Origin of the sequence: Pseudomonas sp. 22515 (assembly GCF_052044625.1) — a bacterium.
Classification (GTDB): domain Bacteria; phylum Pseudomonadota; class Gammaproteobacteria; order Pseudomonadales; family Pseudomonadaceae; genus Aquipseudomonas; species Aquipseudomonas alloputida.
Genome location: NZ_JBQENN010000002.1, coordinates 64,906 through 80,006, shown reverse-complemented (window position 1 = coordinate 80,006; position 15,101 = coordinate 64,906). Strand labels below are relative to the sequence as shown.

The following is a 15,101-nucleotide window of genomic DNA, read 5'->3' as shown; positions in this document are numbered from 1 at the left end:
ACCAGGTTTACCCATAAAATCAGCGCGATTGATCCGGCTGCGACATTTGGTCACTGCATGTGCGACGCCAAGTCGCCGCTCTACACTTATTTCAGACTGCAGAGCTGGGTCTCTGTATAAGGATTTCTAGCATGTCCGATTCGGCAGGACTCATCGCCCACAACTGGGGCTTTGCCATCTTCCTCCTGGGTGTCGTCGGCCTGTGTGCCTTCATGCTCGGCCTGTCCAGCCTGCTCGGTAGCAAGGCTTGGGGCCGCGCCAAGAACGAACCCTTCGAATCCGGCATGCTGCCCGTCGGCAGCGCTCGCCTGCGCCTGTCCGCCAAATTCTATCTGGTCGCGATGCTGTTCGTGATCTTCGATATCGAAGCCCTCTTTCTCTTTGCATGGTCTGTGTCCGTCCGCGAAAGCGGCTGGACCGGATTCGTCGAAGCACTCGTTTTCATAGCAATTCTGTTGGCAGGTCTTGTCTACCTATGGCGCGTCGGGGCACTTGATTGGGCTCCCGAAGGTCGCCGCAAGCGGCAAGCGAAGCTGAAACAATGAGGCTTTGGCATGCAATACAATCTCACCAGAATCGATCCGGATGCGCCCAACGAGCAGTACCCGGTCGGTGAACGGGAAACCGTCACCGATCAACTGCTAGAGGACCAGGTCCACAAGAACATCTTCATGGGCAAACTTGAAGATGTGCTGCGTGGCGCGGTCAATTGGGGCCGCAAGAACTCCCTCTGGCCGTACAACTTCGGCCTGTCCTGCTGCTACGTGGAAATGACCACGGCCTTCACGGCACCCCACGACATCGCCCGCTTCGGCGCCGAAGTCATCCGGGCCTCGCCGCGTCAGGCCGACTTCATGGTCATTGCCGGTACCTGCTTCGTGAAGATGGCGCCGATCATCCAGCGCCTGTACGAGCAGATGCTCGAACCGAAATGGGTCATCTCCATGGGTTCGTGCGCCAACTCCGGTGGCATGTACGACATCTACTCGGTCGTTCAGGGGGTCGACAAGTTCCTCCCCGTGGACGTCTATGTGCCTGGCTGCCCGCCACGCCCTGAGGCTTTCCTGCAAGGCTTGATGCTGTTGCAGGAGTCGATCGGCCAAGAACGACGCCCGCTTTCCTGGGTTGTTGGTGATCAAGGTATTTACCGTGCCGAGATGCCAGCCCAGAAAGACCTGCGTCGTGAGCAGCGCATTGCAGTAACCAACCTGCGCAGCCCCGACGAAGTCTGATCCAGCGACCTGCCGCCCGCTCCCGAAGGAGCCGGCGGCCTGGCTTCATTCTTAACGTTGACCCAAAGCGACCGAGACCATGACAGCGGACAACGCTATTTTCATTCCGCCCTACAAGGCTGACGACCAGGATGTGGTCGTCGAACTGAACAACCGTTTTGGCGCCGAAGCATTCGTCGCCCAGGAGACCCGCACCGGCATGCCCGTGCTGTGGGTAAAACGCGCCCAGCTCAAAGAGGTGCTCAGCTTCCTGCGCGGCGTCGCCAAGCCTTACAGCATGCTGTACGACCTGCATGGCGTCGACGAGCGCCTGCGCACCCAGCGCCGTGGTCTGCCAGCCGCCGATTTCAGCGTGTTCTACCACCTGTTGTCGATTGAGCGTAACAGCGATGTGATGATCAAGGTGTCGCTCAGCGAAGGCGATCTGAACCTGCCGACCGTGACGGGCATCTGGCCAAACGCCAACTGGTACGAGCGCGAAGTCTGGGACATGTTCGGCATCGACTTTGCCGGCCACCCGCACCTCAGCCGCATCATGATGCCACCGACCTGGGAAGGTCACCCGCTGCGCAAGGACTACCCTGCCCGCGCGACCGAGTTCGACCCCTACAGCCTGACCCTGGCCAAGCAGCAGCTTGAAGAGGAATCGGCACGCTTCAACCCGGAAGCCTGGGGCATGAAACGTCAGGGCGCCAACGAGGACTACATGTTCCTCAACCTCGGCCCCAACCACCCTTCGGCGCACGGTGCGTTCCGTATCGTCCTGCAGCTGGACGGTGAAGAAATCGTCGACTGCGTACCGGACATCGGCTACCACCACCGTGGCGCCGAAAAAATGGCCGAGCGCCAGTCCTGGCACAGCTTCATCCCCTATACCGACCGTATCGATTACCTCGGCGGGGTGATGAACAACCTGCCGTACGTGCTTGCGGTAGAGAAGCTGGCCGGCATCAAGGTGCCGCAGAAGGTCGACGTGATTCGCATCATGCTGGCCGAGTTCTTCCGCATCACCAGCCACCTGCTGTTCCTGGGTACCTACATCCAGGACGTCGGCGCCATGACCCCGGTGTTCTTCACCTTCACCGACCGCCAGCGCGCCTACACCGTGATCGAAGCGATCACCGGTTTCCGCCTGCACCCGGCCTGGTACCGCATCGGTGGCGTCGCCCACGACCTGCCACGTGGCTGGGACAAGCTGGTCAAGGACTTTGTCGAGTGGCTGCCCAAGCGCCTCGACGAATACACCAAGGCCGCCCTGCAAAACAGCATCCTCAAGGGCCGTACCATCGGCGTTGCCGCGTACAACACCAAGGAAGCGCTGGAATGGGGCACCACCGGTGCCGGCTTGCGTGCCACCGGTTGCAACTTCGACCTGCGTAAAGCCCGTCCTTACTCCGGCTACGAAAACTTCGAGTTCGAAGTACCGCTGGCCCACAACGGCGATGCCTACGATCGCTGCATGGTCCGTGTCGAGGAGATGCGTCAGAGTATCCGCATCATCGACCAGTGCCTGCGCAACATGCCGGAAGGCCCGTACAAGGCGGATCACCCGCTGACCACGCCGCCGCCGAAAGAGCGCACCCTGCAGCACATCGAAACCCTGATCACGCACTTCCTGCAAGTCTCGTGGGGCCCGGTCATGCCGGCCAACGAGTCGTTCCAGATGATCGAAGCGACCAAGGGCATCAACAGTTACTACCTGACGAGCGATGGCGGCACCATGAGCTACCGCACCCGGATCCGCACCCCGAGCTACCCGCACCTGCAGCAGATCCCTTCGGTGATCAAAGGCAGCATGGTTGCCGACCTCATTGCGTACCTGGGCAGTATCGACTTCGTTATGGCTGACGTGGACCGCTAAGCATGAACAGCACGCTTATCCAGACAGACCGTTTCGCCCTGAGCGAAACCGAGCGCTCGGCCATCGAGCACGAAATGCATCACTACGAGGACCCGCGCGCGGCGTCCATCGAAGCCCTGAAGATCGTCCAGAAGGAGCGTGGCTGGGTGCCGGACGGCGCCATTCACGCCATCGGCGAAGTGCTGGGCATTCCGGCCAGCGACGTCGAGGGTGTCGCCACCTTCTACAGTCAGATCTTCCGCCAACCGGTCGGCCGCCACATCATCCGCGTGTGCGACAGCATGGTCTGCTACATCGGCGGCCATGAGTCGGTCGTCAGCCAGATCCAGAGCGAGCTGGGCATCGGCCTCGGCCAGACCACCGCCGACGGCCGTTTCACCCTGCTGCCCGTGTGCTGCCTGGGCAACTGCGACAAGGCCCCGGCACTGATGATCGACGACGACACCTTCGGTGACGTGCAGCCGGCTGGCGTTTCCAAACTGCTGGAGGGTTACGTATGACCATTACTTCCTTCGGCCCGGCCAACCGCATCGCGCGCTCGGCCGAAACCCACCCGCTGACCTGGCGCCTGCGTGACGACGGCGAGCCGGTCTGGCTGGCCGAGTACGAATCGAAGAACGGCTACGCCGCAGCCCGCAAGGCGCTGGCGCAAATGTCCGCCGACGACATCGTGCAGAGCGTCAAGGACTCCGGCCTCAAAGGCCGTGGCGGCGCAGGCTTCCCCACTGGCGTGAAGTGGGGCCTGATGCCCAAAGACGAATCCATGAACATCCGCTACCTGCTGTGCAACGCGGACGAAATGGAGCCGAACACCTGGAAGGACCGCATGCTGATGGAGCAACAGCCCCATCTGCTGGTCGAGGGCATGCTGATCAGCGCCCGCGCCCTGAAGGCCTACCGCGGCTACATCTTCCTGCGTGGCGAGTACACCACCGCAGCGAAAAACCTCAACCGCGCCATCGATGAAGCCAAGGCCGCCGGCCTGCTGGGCAAGAACATCCTGGGCAGCGGTTTCGATTTCGAGCTGTTCGTGCACACCGGTGCCGGCCGCTACATCTGCGGTGAAGAAACCGCGCTGATCAACTCGCTGGAAGGCCGCCGCGCCAACCCGCGCTCCAAGCCGCCCTTCCCTGCCGCCGTTGGCGTGTGGGGCAAGCCGACGTGCGTGAACAACGTCGAGACCCTGTGCAACGTCCCGGCCATCGTCGCCAACGGCAACGACTGGTACAAGTCGCTGGCCCGCGAAGGCAGCGAAGACCATGGCACCAAGCTGATGGGCTTCTCCGGCAAGGTAAAGAACCCAGGCCTGTGGGAACTGCCATTTGGCGTTACCGCGCGCGAATTGTTCGAAGACTACGCCGGTGGCATGCGTGATGGCTTCAAGCTCAAGTGCTGGCAGCCAGGCGGCGCCGGTACCGGCTTCCTGCTGCCTGAGCACCTCGATGCGCAAATGTACGCCGGTGGCATCGCCAAGGTCGGCACCCGTATGGGTACTGGCCTGGCCATGGCGGTCGACGACAGCATCAACATGGTGTCGCTGCTGCGCAACATGGAAGAGTTCTTTGCCCGCGAATCTTGCGGCTGGTGCACCCCATGCCGTGACGGCCTGCCGTGGAGCGTGAAGATGCTGCGCGCGCTGGAAAACGGCCAAGGCCGCGCCGAGGACATCGAGACGCTGCTGGGGCTGGTCAACTTCCTCGGCCCGGGCCGTACCTTCTGTGCTCACGCACCGGGTGCCGTCGAGCCGCTGGGCAGTGCCATCAAATACTTCCGCTCGGAGTTCGAGGCCGGTGTGGCGCCAGAAAGCGCTGCCACCCTGCGCCCCGACCTGGCGAAGCCGATCGTGGTCGGCGCATAACAAGATGATTAGGCGGGTGGTCCGTGCCACTCGCCAGCTTACCGGCAGGCCCGAGCAATCGAGGCGTGTCGCAAGCTCACCGATTTCCATTAGCCACGCCCGCTCACGCGGGCCAACGAAGAACTTTGAACAATGGCCACTATCCACGTAGACGGCAAAGCGCTCGAAGTCAACGGTGCAGACAACCTGTTACAGGCATGTCTGTCGCTCGGCCTCGACATCCCTTATTTCTGCTGGCACCCGGCGCTTGGTAGCGTTGGCGCCTGCCGGCAATGCGCAGTCAAGCAGTACACCGACGAGAACGACACCCGTGGTCGTATCGTCATGTCCTGCATGACCCCTGCTTCCGACGGCACCTGGATTTCCATCGACGATGAAGAGTCGAAGGCGTTCCGCGCCAGCGTCGTCGAATGGCTGATGACCAACCACCCGCACGACTGCCCGGTGTGCGAGGAAGGCGGTCACTGCCACCTGCAGGACATGACGGTAATGACCGGCCACAACGAGCGCCGCTACCGTTTCACCAAGCGTACCCACCAGAACCAGGACCTCGGCCCGTTCATCGCCCATGAGATGAACCGCTGCATCGCCTGCTACCGCTGCGTGCGCTATTACAAGGACTACGCCGGTGGTACCGACCTGGGCGTCTACGGCGCCCACGACAACGTGTACTTCGGCCGCGTCGAAGACGGTGTGCTGGAAAGCGAGTTCTCCGGCAACCTGACCGAGGTCTGCCCGACCGGCGTATTCACCGACAAGACCCACTCCGAGCGCTACAACCGCAAGTGGGACATGCAGTTTGCCCCGAGCATCTGCCATGGCTGCTCCAGCGGCTGCAACATCAGCCCGGGCGAGCGCTACGGCGAACTGCGCCGTATCGAAAACCGCTTCAACGGTTCGGTCAACCAGTACTTCCTGTGCGACCGCGGCCGCTTCGGCTACGGCTACGTCAACCGCAAGGACCGCCCACGCCAGCCACAACTGGCCGACGGTACCAAACTAGGCCTGGACGCTGCCCTGGACAAGGCCGCCGACCTGCTGCGCGGCCGTACCATCGTCGGTATTGGCTCGCCACGCGCCAGCCTCGAAAGCAACTACGGCCTGCGTGAGCTGGTCGGCGCCGAGTACTTCTACTCGGGCATGGAAGCGGGCGAACTGGCCCGCGTACGCCTGGCCCTGAACGTGCTGAACAACAGCCCGCTGCCCGTGCCGACCCTGCGCGACATCGAAGACCACGACGCCGTGTTCGTGCTCGGTGAAGACCTGACCCAGACCGCTGCCCGCGTTGCCCTGGCCGTGCGCCAGGCCACCAAAGGCAAGGCCGAGGCCATGGCCGAAGCAATGAAAGTGCAGCCTTGGCTCGACGCAGCCGTGAAGAACATCGGCCAGCACGCGCTGTACCCGCTGTTCATCGCGTCCCTGGCGGAAACCAAGCTGGACGACGTCGCCGAAGAGTGCGTACACGCCGCGCCGGCCGACCTGGCCCGCATCGGTTTCGCCGTGGCCCACGCCATCGACCCGAGCGCCCCTGCCGTCGCCGGCCTGGACGACGAAGCCAAGGCCCTGGCCCAGCGCATCGCCGACGCCCTGGTTGCCGCCAAGCGCCCACTGGTCGTTGCCGGTACGTCGCTGGCCGACCCAGCGCTGATCGAAGCCGCCGCTAACATCGCCAAGGCCCTGAAGCTGCGCGAGAAAAACGGCTCGCTGAGCCTGGTGGTACCTGAGGCCAACAGCCTCGGCCTGGCCATGCTCGGTGGCGAGTCGGTCGATGCCGCACTGGACGCAGTCATCAGCGGCAAAGCTGACGCCATCGTCGTGCTGGAAAACGACCTGTACGCCCGCGTACCGGCCGCCAAGGTCGATGCAGCCCTGGCTGCAGCCAAGGTGGTGATCGTTGCCGACCACTCCAAAACCGCCACCGTCGACCGCGCCCACCTGGTGCTGCCGGCCGCCTCGTTCGCCGAGGGTGACGGTACCCTGGTCAGCCAGGAAGGCCGTGCCCAGCGCTTCTTCCAGGTGTTCGACCCGCAGTACCTGGACAGCAGCATCCAGATCCACGAAGGCTGGCGCTGGATGCACGCCCTGCGTGCCACCCTGCTGAACAAGCCGGTCGACTGGACCCAGCTGGACCACGTCACCAGCGCCTGCGCCGAAGCCGCCCCGCAACTGGCCGGCATCGTCAACGCCGCGCCAAGCGCCGCGTTCCGCATCAAGGGCATGAAGCTGGCCCGTGAGCCGCTGCGCTACTCCGGCCGTACCGCCATGCGTGCCAACATCAGCGTGCACGAGCCGCGCACCCCGCAAGACAAGGACACCGCGTTCGCCTTCTCCATGGAAGGCTACTCGGGTTCGGCCGAACCGCGCCAGCAGGTGCCGTTCGCCTGGTCGCCGGGCTGGAACTCCCCACAAGCCTGGAACAAGTTTCAGGACGAGGTCGGTGGCCACCTGCGTGCCGGTGACCCAGGCGTACGCCTGATCGAATCGCAAGGCGACCGCCTGAACTGGTTCAACGCCATTCCGGGGGCCTTCAACCCGGCCCGTGGTACCTGGACTGCCGTACCGTTCTTCCACCTGTTCGGCAGCGAAGAAAGCTCCTCGCGCGCCGCCCCGGTTCAAGAACGCATCCCGGCTGCCTACGTGGCCCTGGCCAAGTCCGAAGCCGACCGCCTGGGCGTCAACGAGGGTGCCCTGCTGAGCCTGAACGTCGCCGGTGTGGCCCTGCGCCTGCCGCTGCGTATCAATGAAGAGCTGGGCGCTGGCCTGGTCGCGCTGCCGAAAGGCCTGGCTGGCATTCCGCCTGCCATCTTCGGTGCATCCGTCGAAGGTCTGCAGGAGGCAGCACAATGAGCTGGTTCACCCCCGAAGTGATCGATGTGATCCTCACCGTGCTGCGGGCCATCGTGGTCCTGCTGGCCGTGGTGGTCTGCGGTGCGCTGCTCAGCTTCGTCGAGCGCCGCCTGCTGGGCTGGTGGCAGGACCGCTACGGTCCGAACCGCGTCGGCCCGTTCGGCATGTTCCAGATCGCTGCCGACATGCTGAAGATGTTCTTCAAGGAAGACTGGAACCCACCCTTCGTCGACCGCGTGATCTTCACCCTGGCACCGGTAGTGGCCATGAGCGCCCTGCTGATCGCCTTCGTGGTCATCCCGATCACCCCGACCTGGGGCGTTGCCGACCTGAACATCGGCCTGCTGTTCTTCTTCGCCATGGCCGGCCTGTCGGTCTACGCGGTGCTGTTCGCCGGCTGGTCGTCGAACAACAAGTACGCCCTGCTGGGCAGCTTGCGTGCTTCGGCACAGACCGTGTCGTACGAGGTGTTCCTGGGCCTGGCGCTGATGGGCGTGGTGGTGCAGGTGGGCTCGTTCAACATGCGCGACATCGTTGAGTACCAGGCGCAGAACCTGTGGTTCATCATTCCGCAGTTCTTCGGCTTCTGTACCTTCTTCATCGCTGGCGTCGCCGTGACTCACCGTCACCCGTTCGACCAGCCGGAAGCAGAACAGGAACTGGCCGACGGCTACCACATCGAGTATGCCGGCATGAAGTGGGGCATGTTCTTCGTCGGTGAGTACATCGGCATCATCCTCATCTCGGCGCTGCTGGTAACCCTGTTCTTCGGTGGCTGGCACGGCCCGTTCGGCATCCTGCCGCAACTGTCGTTCCTGTGGTTCGCCCTGAAGACCGCGTTCTTCATCATGCTGTTCATCCTGCTGCGCGCCTCGATCCCGCGCCCACGCTATGACCAGGTGATGGACTTCAGCTGGAAGTTCTGCCTGCCGCTGACCCTGATCAATTTGCTGGTGACCGCTGCGATCGTGCTCTACAACACGCCAGCCGTCGCGGCCCAGTGAGGATTTGACCCATGTTCAAGTATATCGGCGACATCGTTAAGGGCACCGGCACCCAGCTGCGCAGCCTGGCAATGGTGTTCTCCCACGGGTTCCGCAAGCGCGACACCCTGCAGTACCCCGAAGAACCCGTGTACCTGCCGCCGCGCTACCGCGGCCGCATCGTCCTCACCCGCGACCCCGATGGCGAGGAGCGCTGCGTAGCGTGCAACCTCTGCGCGGTGGCCTGCCCGGTTGGCTGCATTTCGCTGCAGAAGGCCGAGACAGAGGACGGCCGCTGGTACCCGGAGTTCTTCCGCATCAACTTCTCGCGTTGCATTTTCTGCGGCCTGTGTGAAGAAGCGTGCCCGACCACCGCGATCCAGCTGACTCCGGATTTCGAAATGGCCGAGTTCAAGCGTCAGGACCTGGTGTACGAGAAAGAAGATCTGCTGATCTCCGGCCCCGGCAAGAACCCTGACTACAACTTCTACCGTGTTGCGGGTATGGCAATCGCTGGCAAGCCGAAGGGCTCTGCACAGAACGAAGCCGAGCCGATCAACGTGAAGAGCTTGCTCCCATAAGGACAGAAAGATGGAATTCGCTTTCTACTTCGCATCCGGGATCGCCGTGGTCTCCACCCTTCGGGTGGTAACTGGCACCAACCCCGTGCACGCCTTGCTTTACCTGATCATTTCGCTGATTTCCGTGGCCATGATCTTCTTTGCCCTGGGTGCGCCGTTTGCCGGCGCCCTGGAAGTGATCGCCTACGCCGGCGCCATCATGGTGCTGTTCGTGTTCGTGGTGATGATGCTCAACCTCGGGCCGGCTTCGGTCGCCCAGGAACGGGGCTGGCTCAAGCCCGGTATCTGGGCAGGGCCAGTGATCCTCGGCACCCTGCTGCTGGCGGAGCTGCTGTACGTCCTGTTCGTCGCCCCGAGCGGCGCCGGCATCAGCGGTACCACCGTGGGCCCGAAAGCCGTGGGCATCAGCCTGTTCGGCCCGTACCTGCTGGTGGTCGAACTGGCGTCGATGCTACTGCTGGCTGCAGCCGTCACCGCCTTCCACCTGGGCCGCAACGAGGCGAAGGAGTAAATCATGGGTGCTATCCCTCTCGAGCATGGTCTGGCGGTCGCCGGCATCCTGTTCTGCTTAGGTCTGGTTGGCCTGATGGTCCGCCGCAACATCCTCTTCGTGCTCATGAGCCTGGAAGTCATGATGAACGCCTCTGCCCTGGCGTTCGTCGTCGCCGGTGCCCGTTGGGTCCAGCCCGACGGCCAGGTGATGTTCATTCTGGTGATCAGCCTGGCAGCCGCCGAGGCCAGCATTGGCCTGGCCATCCTGCTGCAGCTGTATCGCCGCTTCCACACTCTCGACATCGATGCTGCCAGTGAGATGCGCGGATGAACCTTCTCTTCCTGACTTTCGTCTTTCCCCTCATCGGCTTCCTGCTGCTGTCGTTCTCGCGCGGACGGTTCTCGGAGAACCTGTCCGCCCTGATCGGCGTCGGCTCGGTAGGCCTGTCGGCCGCCACGGCCGCTTACGTCATCTGGCAGTTCAACGTCGCCCCGCCTGAGGGCGGCGCGTACAGCCAGCTGCTGTGGCAGTGGATGTCGGTGGACGGCTTCGCGCCGAACTTCACCCTGTACCTGGACGGCCTGTCGGTCACCATGCTCGGTGTGGTGACCGGTGTCGGCTTCCTGATCCACCTGTTCGCATCCTGGTACATGCGTGGCGAAGCCGGCTACTCGCGCTTCTTCTCGTACACCAACCTGTTCATCGCCAGCATGCTGTTCCTGATCCTTGGCGATAACCTGCTGTTCATCTACTTCGGCTGGGAAGGCGTGGGCCTGTGCTCGTACCTGTTGATCGGTTTCTACTACAGCAACCGCAACAACGGTAACGCGGCACTCAAGGCATTCATCGTCACCCGTATCGGCGACGTGTTCATGGCCATCGGCCTGTTCATCCTGTTTGCCCAGCTGGGCACCCTGAACGTGCAGGAACTGCTGGTGCTGGCACCGCAGAAGTTCCAGGCTGGCGACACCTGGATGGTGCTGGCCACGCTGATGCTGCTGGGTGGTGCGGTCGGTAAATCGGCACAGCTGCCACTGCAGACCTGGCTGGCCGACGCCATGGCGGGCCCGACTCCGGTTTCGGCACTGATCCACGCCGCAACCATGGTGACCGCGGGCGTGTACCTGATCGCCCGTACCAACGGCCTGTTCCTGCTGGCGCCGGACATCCTGCACCTTGTAGGTGTGGTCGGTGGCGTTACCCTGGTACTGGCAGGCTTCGCTGCGCTGGTACAGACCGATATCAAGCGTATCCTCGCCTACTCGACCATGAGCCAGATCGGCTACATGTTCCTGGCCCTGGGCGTGGGTGCCTGGGACGCGGCGATCTTCCACCTGATGACCCACGCCTTCTTCAAGGCCCTGCTGTTCCTTGCCTCCGGTGCGGTGATCGTTGCCTGCCACCACGAGCAGAACATCTTCAAGATGGGCGGCCTGTGGAAGAAGCTGCCGCTGGCCTACGCCAGCTTCGTGGTCGGTGGTGCGGCACTGGCGGCCCTGCCGATCGTGACCGTCGGCTTCTACTCCAAAGACGAGATCCTCTGGGAAGCCTTCGCCAGCGGCAACACCGGCCTGCTGTATGCCGGCCTGGTAGGCGCGTTCATGACCTCGCTGTACACCTTCCGCCTGATCTTCATCGCCTTCCATGGCGAAGCCAAGACCGAAGCCCACGCGGGCCACGGCATCAGCCACTGGCTGCCGCTGGGCGTGCTGATCGTGCTGTCGACCTTCGTCGGCGCCTGGATCACCCCGCCGCTGGCCGGTGTGCTGCCAGAAAGCGCCGGCCATGCCGGTGGCGAAGCCAAGCACGCGCTGGAGATCACCTCGGGTGCCATCGCCATCGCCGGTATCCTGCTGGCCGCCCTGCTGTTCCTGGGCAAGCGCCGCTTCGTCAGCGCCGTCGCCAACAGTGGCATCGGTCGCGTCCTGTCGGCCTGGTGGTTCGCTGCCTGGGGCTTCGACTGGATCTACGACAAGCTTTTCGTCAAACCGTACCTGCTGATCAGCCACATCCTGCGCAAGGACCCGGTTGACCGCACCATCGGCCTGATTCCTCGGATGGCGCGTGGTGGCCACGTGGCCATGAGCAAGACCGAGACTGGCCAACTGCGCTGGTACACCGCCTCTATCGCCGTGGGTGCCGTGCTGGTGCTCGGTGCCGTGGTAGTGGCTGCGGTATGACTATGAATCTTGCGACTTTGCCAAAGGAAACCAACCCGTCATGATTTTGCCTTGGCTGATCCTGATCCCCTTCATCGGCGGCTTCCTGTGCTGGCTGGGTGAGCGCTTCGGCGCCACCCTGCCGCGCTGGATCGCGCTGCTTACCATGTCCCTGCTGCTTGGCATCGGCCTGTGGCTGTGGGGTACCGGCGACTACACCCTTGCTCCCGCCCCGGGCGCCGAACCGGCCTGGGCCCTGGAATACAAAGTCCAGTGGATCCAGCGCTTCGGCATCAGCATCCATCTGGCCCTTGATGGCCTGTCGCTGCTGATGATCCTGCTCACCGGCCTGCTCGGTGTGCTGTCGGTACTGTGTTCCTGGAAAGAGATCCAGCGCCACGTCGGCTTCTTCCACCTCAACCTGATGTGGATCCTCGGCGGCGTGGTCGGTGTGTTCCTGGCCCTGGACCTGTTCCTGTTCTTCTTCTTCTGGGAAATGATGCTGGTGCCGATGTATTTCCTCATCGCGCTCTGGGGTCACAGCTCGGCAGATGGCAAGAAGACCCGGATCTACGCGGCGACCAAGTTCTTCATCTTCACCCAGGCCAGCGGCCTGATCATGCTGGTGGCGATCCTGGGCCTGGTGCTGGTCAACTACAACACCACTGGCGTGCTCACCTTCAACTACAGCGACCTGCTCAAGGCCGAGTTGCCAGCCGGTGTCGAGTACGTGCTGATGCTGGGCTTCTTCATCGCCTTCGCGGTGAAGCTGCCGGTAGTGCCGTTCCACTCCTGGCTGCCTGACGCTCACGCCCAGGCACCGACCGCAGGCTCGGTGGACCTGGCGGGTATCTTGCTGAAGACCGCGGCCTACGGCCTGCTGCGCTTCGCCCTGCCGCTGTTTCCGAACGCCTCGGCCGAGTTCGCGCCGATCGCCATGACCCTGGGCCTGATCGGTATCTTCTACGGTGCCTTCCTGGCCTTCGCACAAACCGACATCAAGCGCCTGATCGCCTTCTCCAGCGTCTCGCACATGGGCTTCGTGCTGATCGGTATCTACTCCGGCAGCCAGCAGGCCCTGCAAGGTGCGGTGATCCAGATGCTGGCCCACGGCCTGTCGGCTGCGGCGCTGTTCATCCTGTCCGGCCAGCTGTACGAGCGCCTGCACACCCGTGACATGCGCCAGATGGGTGGCCTGTGGCACCGCATCGCTTACCTGCCGGCCATCAGCCTGTTCTTCGCAGCGGCATCGCTGGGCCTGCCAGGCACCGGCAACTTCGTCGGCGAGTTCCTGATCCTGATCGGCAGCTTCGTGCATGTACCGTGGATCACCGTGATTGCCACCACCGGCCTGGTGTTCGGTTCGGTGTACTCGCTGATCATGATCCACCGCGCCTACTTCGGCCCGGCCAAGACCGACACCGTGCTGGCCGGCATGGACGGTCGCGAACTGATCATGGTTCTGGGTCTGGCGGTATTGCTGATCCTGCTGGGCGTGTATCCGCAGCCGTTCCTCGACACCTCTGCCGCCACCATGAGTGGTGTGCAGCAGTGGCTCGGATCCGCTTTCACTCAACTCGCTTCGGCCCGGTAAGAGCGCTATGGAATTCACCACTCAACACTTCATCGCATTGGCGCCGATGCTGATCACCACCATCACCACGGTGGTGGTGATGCTGGCGATCGCCTGGAAGCGCAACCACTCGCAAACCTTCCTGCTGTCCACCGTGGGCCTGAACCTGGCCCTGCTGTCGCTCCTGCCGGCACTGAAGGTCGCGCCGCTGGCGGTCACCTCGCTGATCACCATCGACAAATTCGCCTGCCTGTACATGGCGATCATCCTCGTGGCGACACTGGCCTGCGTCACCCTCGCCCACGCCTACCTCGGCGAGGGCTCCAAGGGTTTCCCGGGCAACCGTGAAGAACTGTACCTGTTGCTGCTGATGTCGGCCCTCGGTGGCCTGGTGCTGGTCAGCGCCAACCACCTGGCCGGCCTGTTCATCGGCCTGGAGCTGCTGTCGGTACCCGTCTACGGCCTGGTGGCGTATGCCTTCTTCAACAAGCGATCGCTGGAAGCCGGCATCAAGTACATGGTGCTGTCGGCCGCAGGCTCGGCTTTCCTGCTGTTCGGCATGGCCCTGCTGTACGCCGACGCCGGCAGCCTGAGCTTCGACCAGATCGGCAAAGCCCTGGCTACCACCAGCATGCCAAGCCTGGTGGCCCAGCTGGGCCTGGGCATGATGCTGGTCGGCCTGGCCTTCAAGCTGTCGCTGGTACCGTTCCATCTGTGGACCCCGGACGTGTACGAAGGCGCTCCGGCGCCGGTCGCCGCGTTCCTGGCAACCGCCAGCAAGGTGGCAGTATTCGCCGTTGTCGTGCGCCTGTTCATGCTCTCCCCTGCTGCCAGCAGCGGCGTGCTCAGCACCGTACTGGCGGTGATTGCCGTAGCCTCGATCCTGATTGGTAACCTGCTGGCACTGACCCAGAGCAACCTCAAGCGTCTGCTGGGTTACTCGTCCATCGCCCACTTCGGTTACCTGGTCATCGCGTTGGTCGCCAGCAAGGGCCTGGCCCTGGAAGCCATGGGCGTTTACCTGGTCACCTACGTGATCACCAGCCTGGGCGCCTTCGGCGTCATCACCCTGATGTCCTCGCCATACGGCGGCCGTGACGCCGATGCCCTGTACGAGTACCGCGGCCTGTTCTGGCGCCGCCCGTACCTGACAGCGGTACTGACCGTGATGATGCTGTCGCTGGCGGGTATCCCGCTGACCGCCGGCTTCATCGGCAAGTTCTACATCATCGCTACCGGCGTCGAATCGCACCTGTGGTGGTTGGTCGGTGCGCTGGTGATCGGTAGCGCCATCGGCGTGTACTATTACCTGCGCGTCATGGTTACCCTGTACCTGGTCGAGCCGAACCTGCGTCGTCACGACGCCCCGCTGAAGTGGGAACAGCGCACCGGCGGTGTCATGCTGCTGGCTATCGCCATTCTCGCTTTCGTACTGGGTGTGTACCCGCAGCCCCTGCTGGAAATGGTTCAGCAAGCGGGCCTGCAACTGATCGGTTGATCACCCCGGCAGCCCC

General features: G+C 63.2%; 13 protein-coding genes. All 13 read left to right on the top strand.

The window, feature by feature from the left end:
* The first annotated feature begins 131 nt into the window (after positions 1-131).
* Entirely contained in the window at positions 132-545 is a 414-nt protein-coding gene (locus ACTJJN_RS02940; RefSeq protein WP_003251427.1) for an NADH-quinone oxidoreductase subunit A, read from the top strand.
* Positions 546-554: 9 nt separating this feature from the next.
* Positions 555-1,232, top strand: coding sequence for a NuoB/complex I 20 kDa subunit family protein (locus ACTJJN_RS02935; RefSeq protein ID WP_003251429.1), 678 nt, complete (start codon positions 555-557; stop codon positions 1,230-1,232).
* A gap of 79 nt (positions 1,233-1,311) precedes the next feature.
* Complete coding sequence (nuoC, locus tag ACTJJN_RS02930; protein ID WP_003251431.1) at positions 1,312-3,093, top strand: NADH-quinone oxidoreductase subunit C/D; 1,782 nt, start codon at positions 1,312-1,314, stop codon at positions 3,091-3,093.
* 2 nt (positions 3,094-3,095) lie between these two features.
* Positions 3,096-3,593 carry an NADH-quinone oxidoreductase subunit NuoE gene (gene nuoE, locus ACTJJN_RS02925; protein WP_003251433.1) on the top strand — a complete coding sequence of 166 codons (498 nt, stop codon included), beginning with the start codon at positions 3,096-3,098 and terminating at the stop codon, positions 3,591-3,593.
* Positions 3,590-4,951, top strand: coding sequence for an NADH-quinone oxidoreductase subunit NuoF (gene nuoF / locus ACTJJN_RS02920; RefSeq protein WP_010954901.1), 1,362 nt, complete (start codon positions 3,590-3,592; stop codon positions 4,949-4,951). The genes nuoE and nuoF overlap by 4 nt, the downstream gene beginning before the upstream one ends.
* A 132-nt stretch (positions 4,952-5,083) precedes the next feature.
* Positions 5,084-7,798, top strand: coding sequence for an NADH-quinone oxidoreductase subunit NuoG (gene nuoG, locus ACTJJN_RS02915; RefSeq protein WP_012051769.1), 2,715 nt, complete (start codon positions 5,084-5,086; stop codon positions 7,796-7,798).
* Positions 7,795-8,802: an NADH-quinone oxidoreductase subunit NuoH gene (gene nuoH / locus ACTJJN_RS02910; protein WP_003251440.1), complete on the top strand. Its 1,008-nt coding sequence runs from the start codon at positions 7,795-7,797 to the stop codon at positions 8,800-8,802. The genes nuoG and nuoH overlap by 4 nt, the downstream gene beginning before the upstream one ends.
* A gap of 11 nt (positions 8,803-8,813) precedes the next feature.
* Positions 8,814-9,362 carry an NADH-quinone oxidoreductase subunit NuoI gene (nuoI, locus tag ACTJJN_RS02905; protein WP_003251442.1) on the top strand — a complete coding sequence of 183 codons (549 nt, stop codon included), beginning with the start codon at positions 8,814-8,816 and terminating at the stop codon, positions 9,360-9,362.
* Positions 9,363-9,372: 10 nt separating this feature from the next.
* Positions 9,373-9,873 (top strand): NADH-quinone oxidoreductase subunit J, encoded by a 501-nt coding sequence (gene nuoJ / locus ACTJJN_RS02900; RefSeq protein ID WP_003251444.1) that lies wholly within the window; start codon positions 9,373-9,375, stop codon positions 9,871-9,873.
* Positions 9,874-9,876: 3 nt separating this feature from the next.
* Positions 9,877-10,185, top strand: coding sequence for an NADH-quinone oxidoreductase subunit NuoK (gene nuoK, locus ACTJJN_RS02895; RefSeq protein WP_003251446.1), 309 nt, complete (start codon positions 9,877-9,879; stop codon positions 10,183-10,185).
* On the top strand, positions 10,182-12,035 hold the full coding sequence (nuoL, locus tag ACTJJN_RS02890; RefSeq protein WP_003251447.1) for an NADH-quinone oxidoreductase subunit L: 1,854 nt from the start codon (positions 10,182-10,184) through the stop codon (positions 12,033-12,035). The genes nuoK and nuoL overlap by 4 nt, the downstream gene beginning before the upstream one ends.
* Positions 12,036-12,075: 40 nt before the next feature.
* Positions 12,076-13,608: an NADH-quinone oxidoreductase subunit M gene (nuoM, locus tag ACTJJN_RS02885; RefSeq protein ID WP_003251448.1), complete on the top strand. Its 1,533-nt coding sequence runs from the start codon at positions 12,076-12,078 to the stop codon at positions 13,606-13,608.
* Positions 13,609-13,615: 7 nt separating this feature from the next.
* The gene (gene nuoN / locus ACTJJN_RS02880) at positions 13,616-15,085 is read left to right on the top strand and encodes an NADH-quinone oxidoreductase subunit NuoN (RefSeq protein WP_012051767.1); all 1,470 of its coding nucleotides are present in this window, start codon (positions 13,616-13,618) and stop codon (positions 15,083-15,085) included.
* Positions 15,086-15,101 lie beyond the last annotated feature (16 nt).

What these genes read in the sequence shown, in the direction of transcription:
- nuoC (WP_003251431.1), top strand. Translation starts at nt 1,312, where the DNA reads ATGACAGCGGACAACGCTATTTTCATTCCGCCCTACAAGGCTGACGAC.
- nuoN (WP_012051767.1), top strand. Translation starts at nt 13,616, where the DNA reads ATGGAATTCACCACTCAACACTTCATCGCATTGGCGCCGATGCTGATC.
- nuoE (WP_003251433.1), top strand. Translation starts at nt 3,096, where the DNA reads ATGAACAGCACGCTTATCCAGACAGACCGTTTCGCCCTGAGCGAAACC.
- nuoG (WP_012051769.1), top strand. Translation starts at nt 5,084, where the DNA reads ATGGCCACTATCCACGTAGACGGCAAAGCGCTCGAAGTCAACGGTGCA.
- nuoJ (WP_003251444.1), top strand. Translation starts at nt 9,373, where the DNA reads ATGGAATTCGCTTTCTACTTCGCATCCGGGATCGCCGTGGTCTCCACC.
- ACTJJN_RS02935 (WP_003251429.1), top strand. Translation starts at nt 555, where the DNA reads ATGCAATACAATCTCACCAGAATCGATCCGGATGCGCCCAACGAGCAG.
- nuoF (WP_010954901.1), top strand. Translation starts at nt 3,590, where the DNA reads ATGACCATTACTTCCTTCGGCCCGGCCAACCGCATCGCGCGCTCGGCC.
- nuoI (WP_003251442.1), top strand. Translation starts at nt 8,814, where the DNA reads ATGTTCAAGTATATCGGCGACATCGTTAAGGGCACCGGCACCCAGCTG.
- nuoH (WP_003251440.1), top strand. Translation starts at nt 7,795, where the DNA reads ATGAGCTGGTTCACCCCCGAAGTGATCGATGTGATCCTCACCGTGCTG.
- nuoK (WP_003251446.1), top strand. Translation starts at nt 9,877, where the DNA reads ATGGGTGCTATCCCTCTCGAGCATGGTCTGGCGGTCGCCGGCATCCTG.
- nuoM (WP_003251448.1), top strand. Translation starts at nt 12,076, where the DNA reads ATGATTTTGCCTTGGCTGATCCTGATCCCCTTCATCGGCGGCTTCCTG.
- nuoL (WP_003251447.1), top strand. Translation starts at nt 10,182, where the DNA reads ATGAACCTTCTCTTCCTGACTTTCGTCTTTCCCCTCATCGGCTTCCTG.
- ACTJJN_RS02940 (WP_003251427.1), top strand. Translation starts at nt 132, where the DNA reads ATGTCCGATTCGGCAGGACTCATCGCCCACAACTGGGGCTTTGCCATC.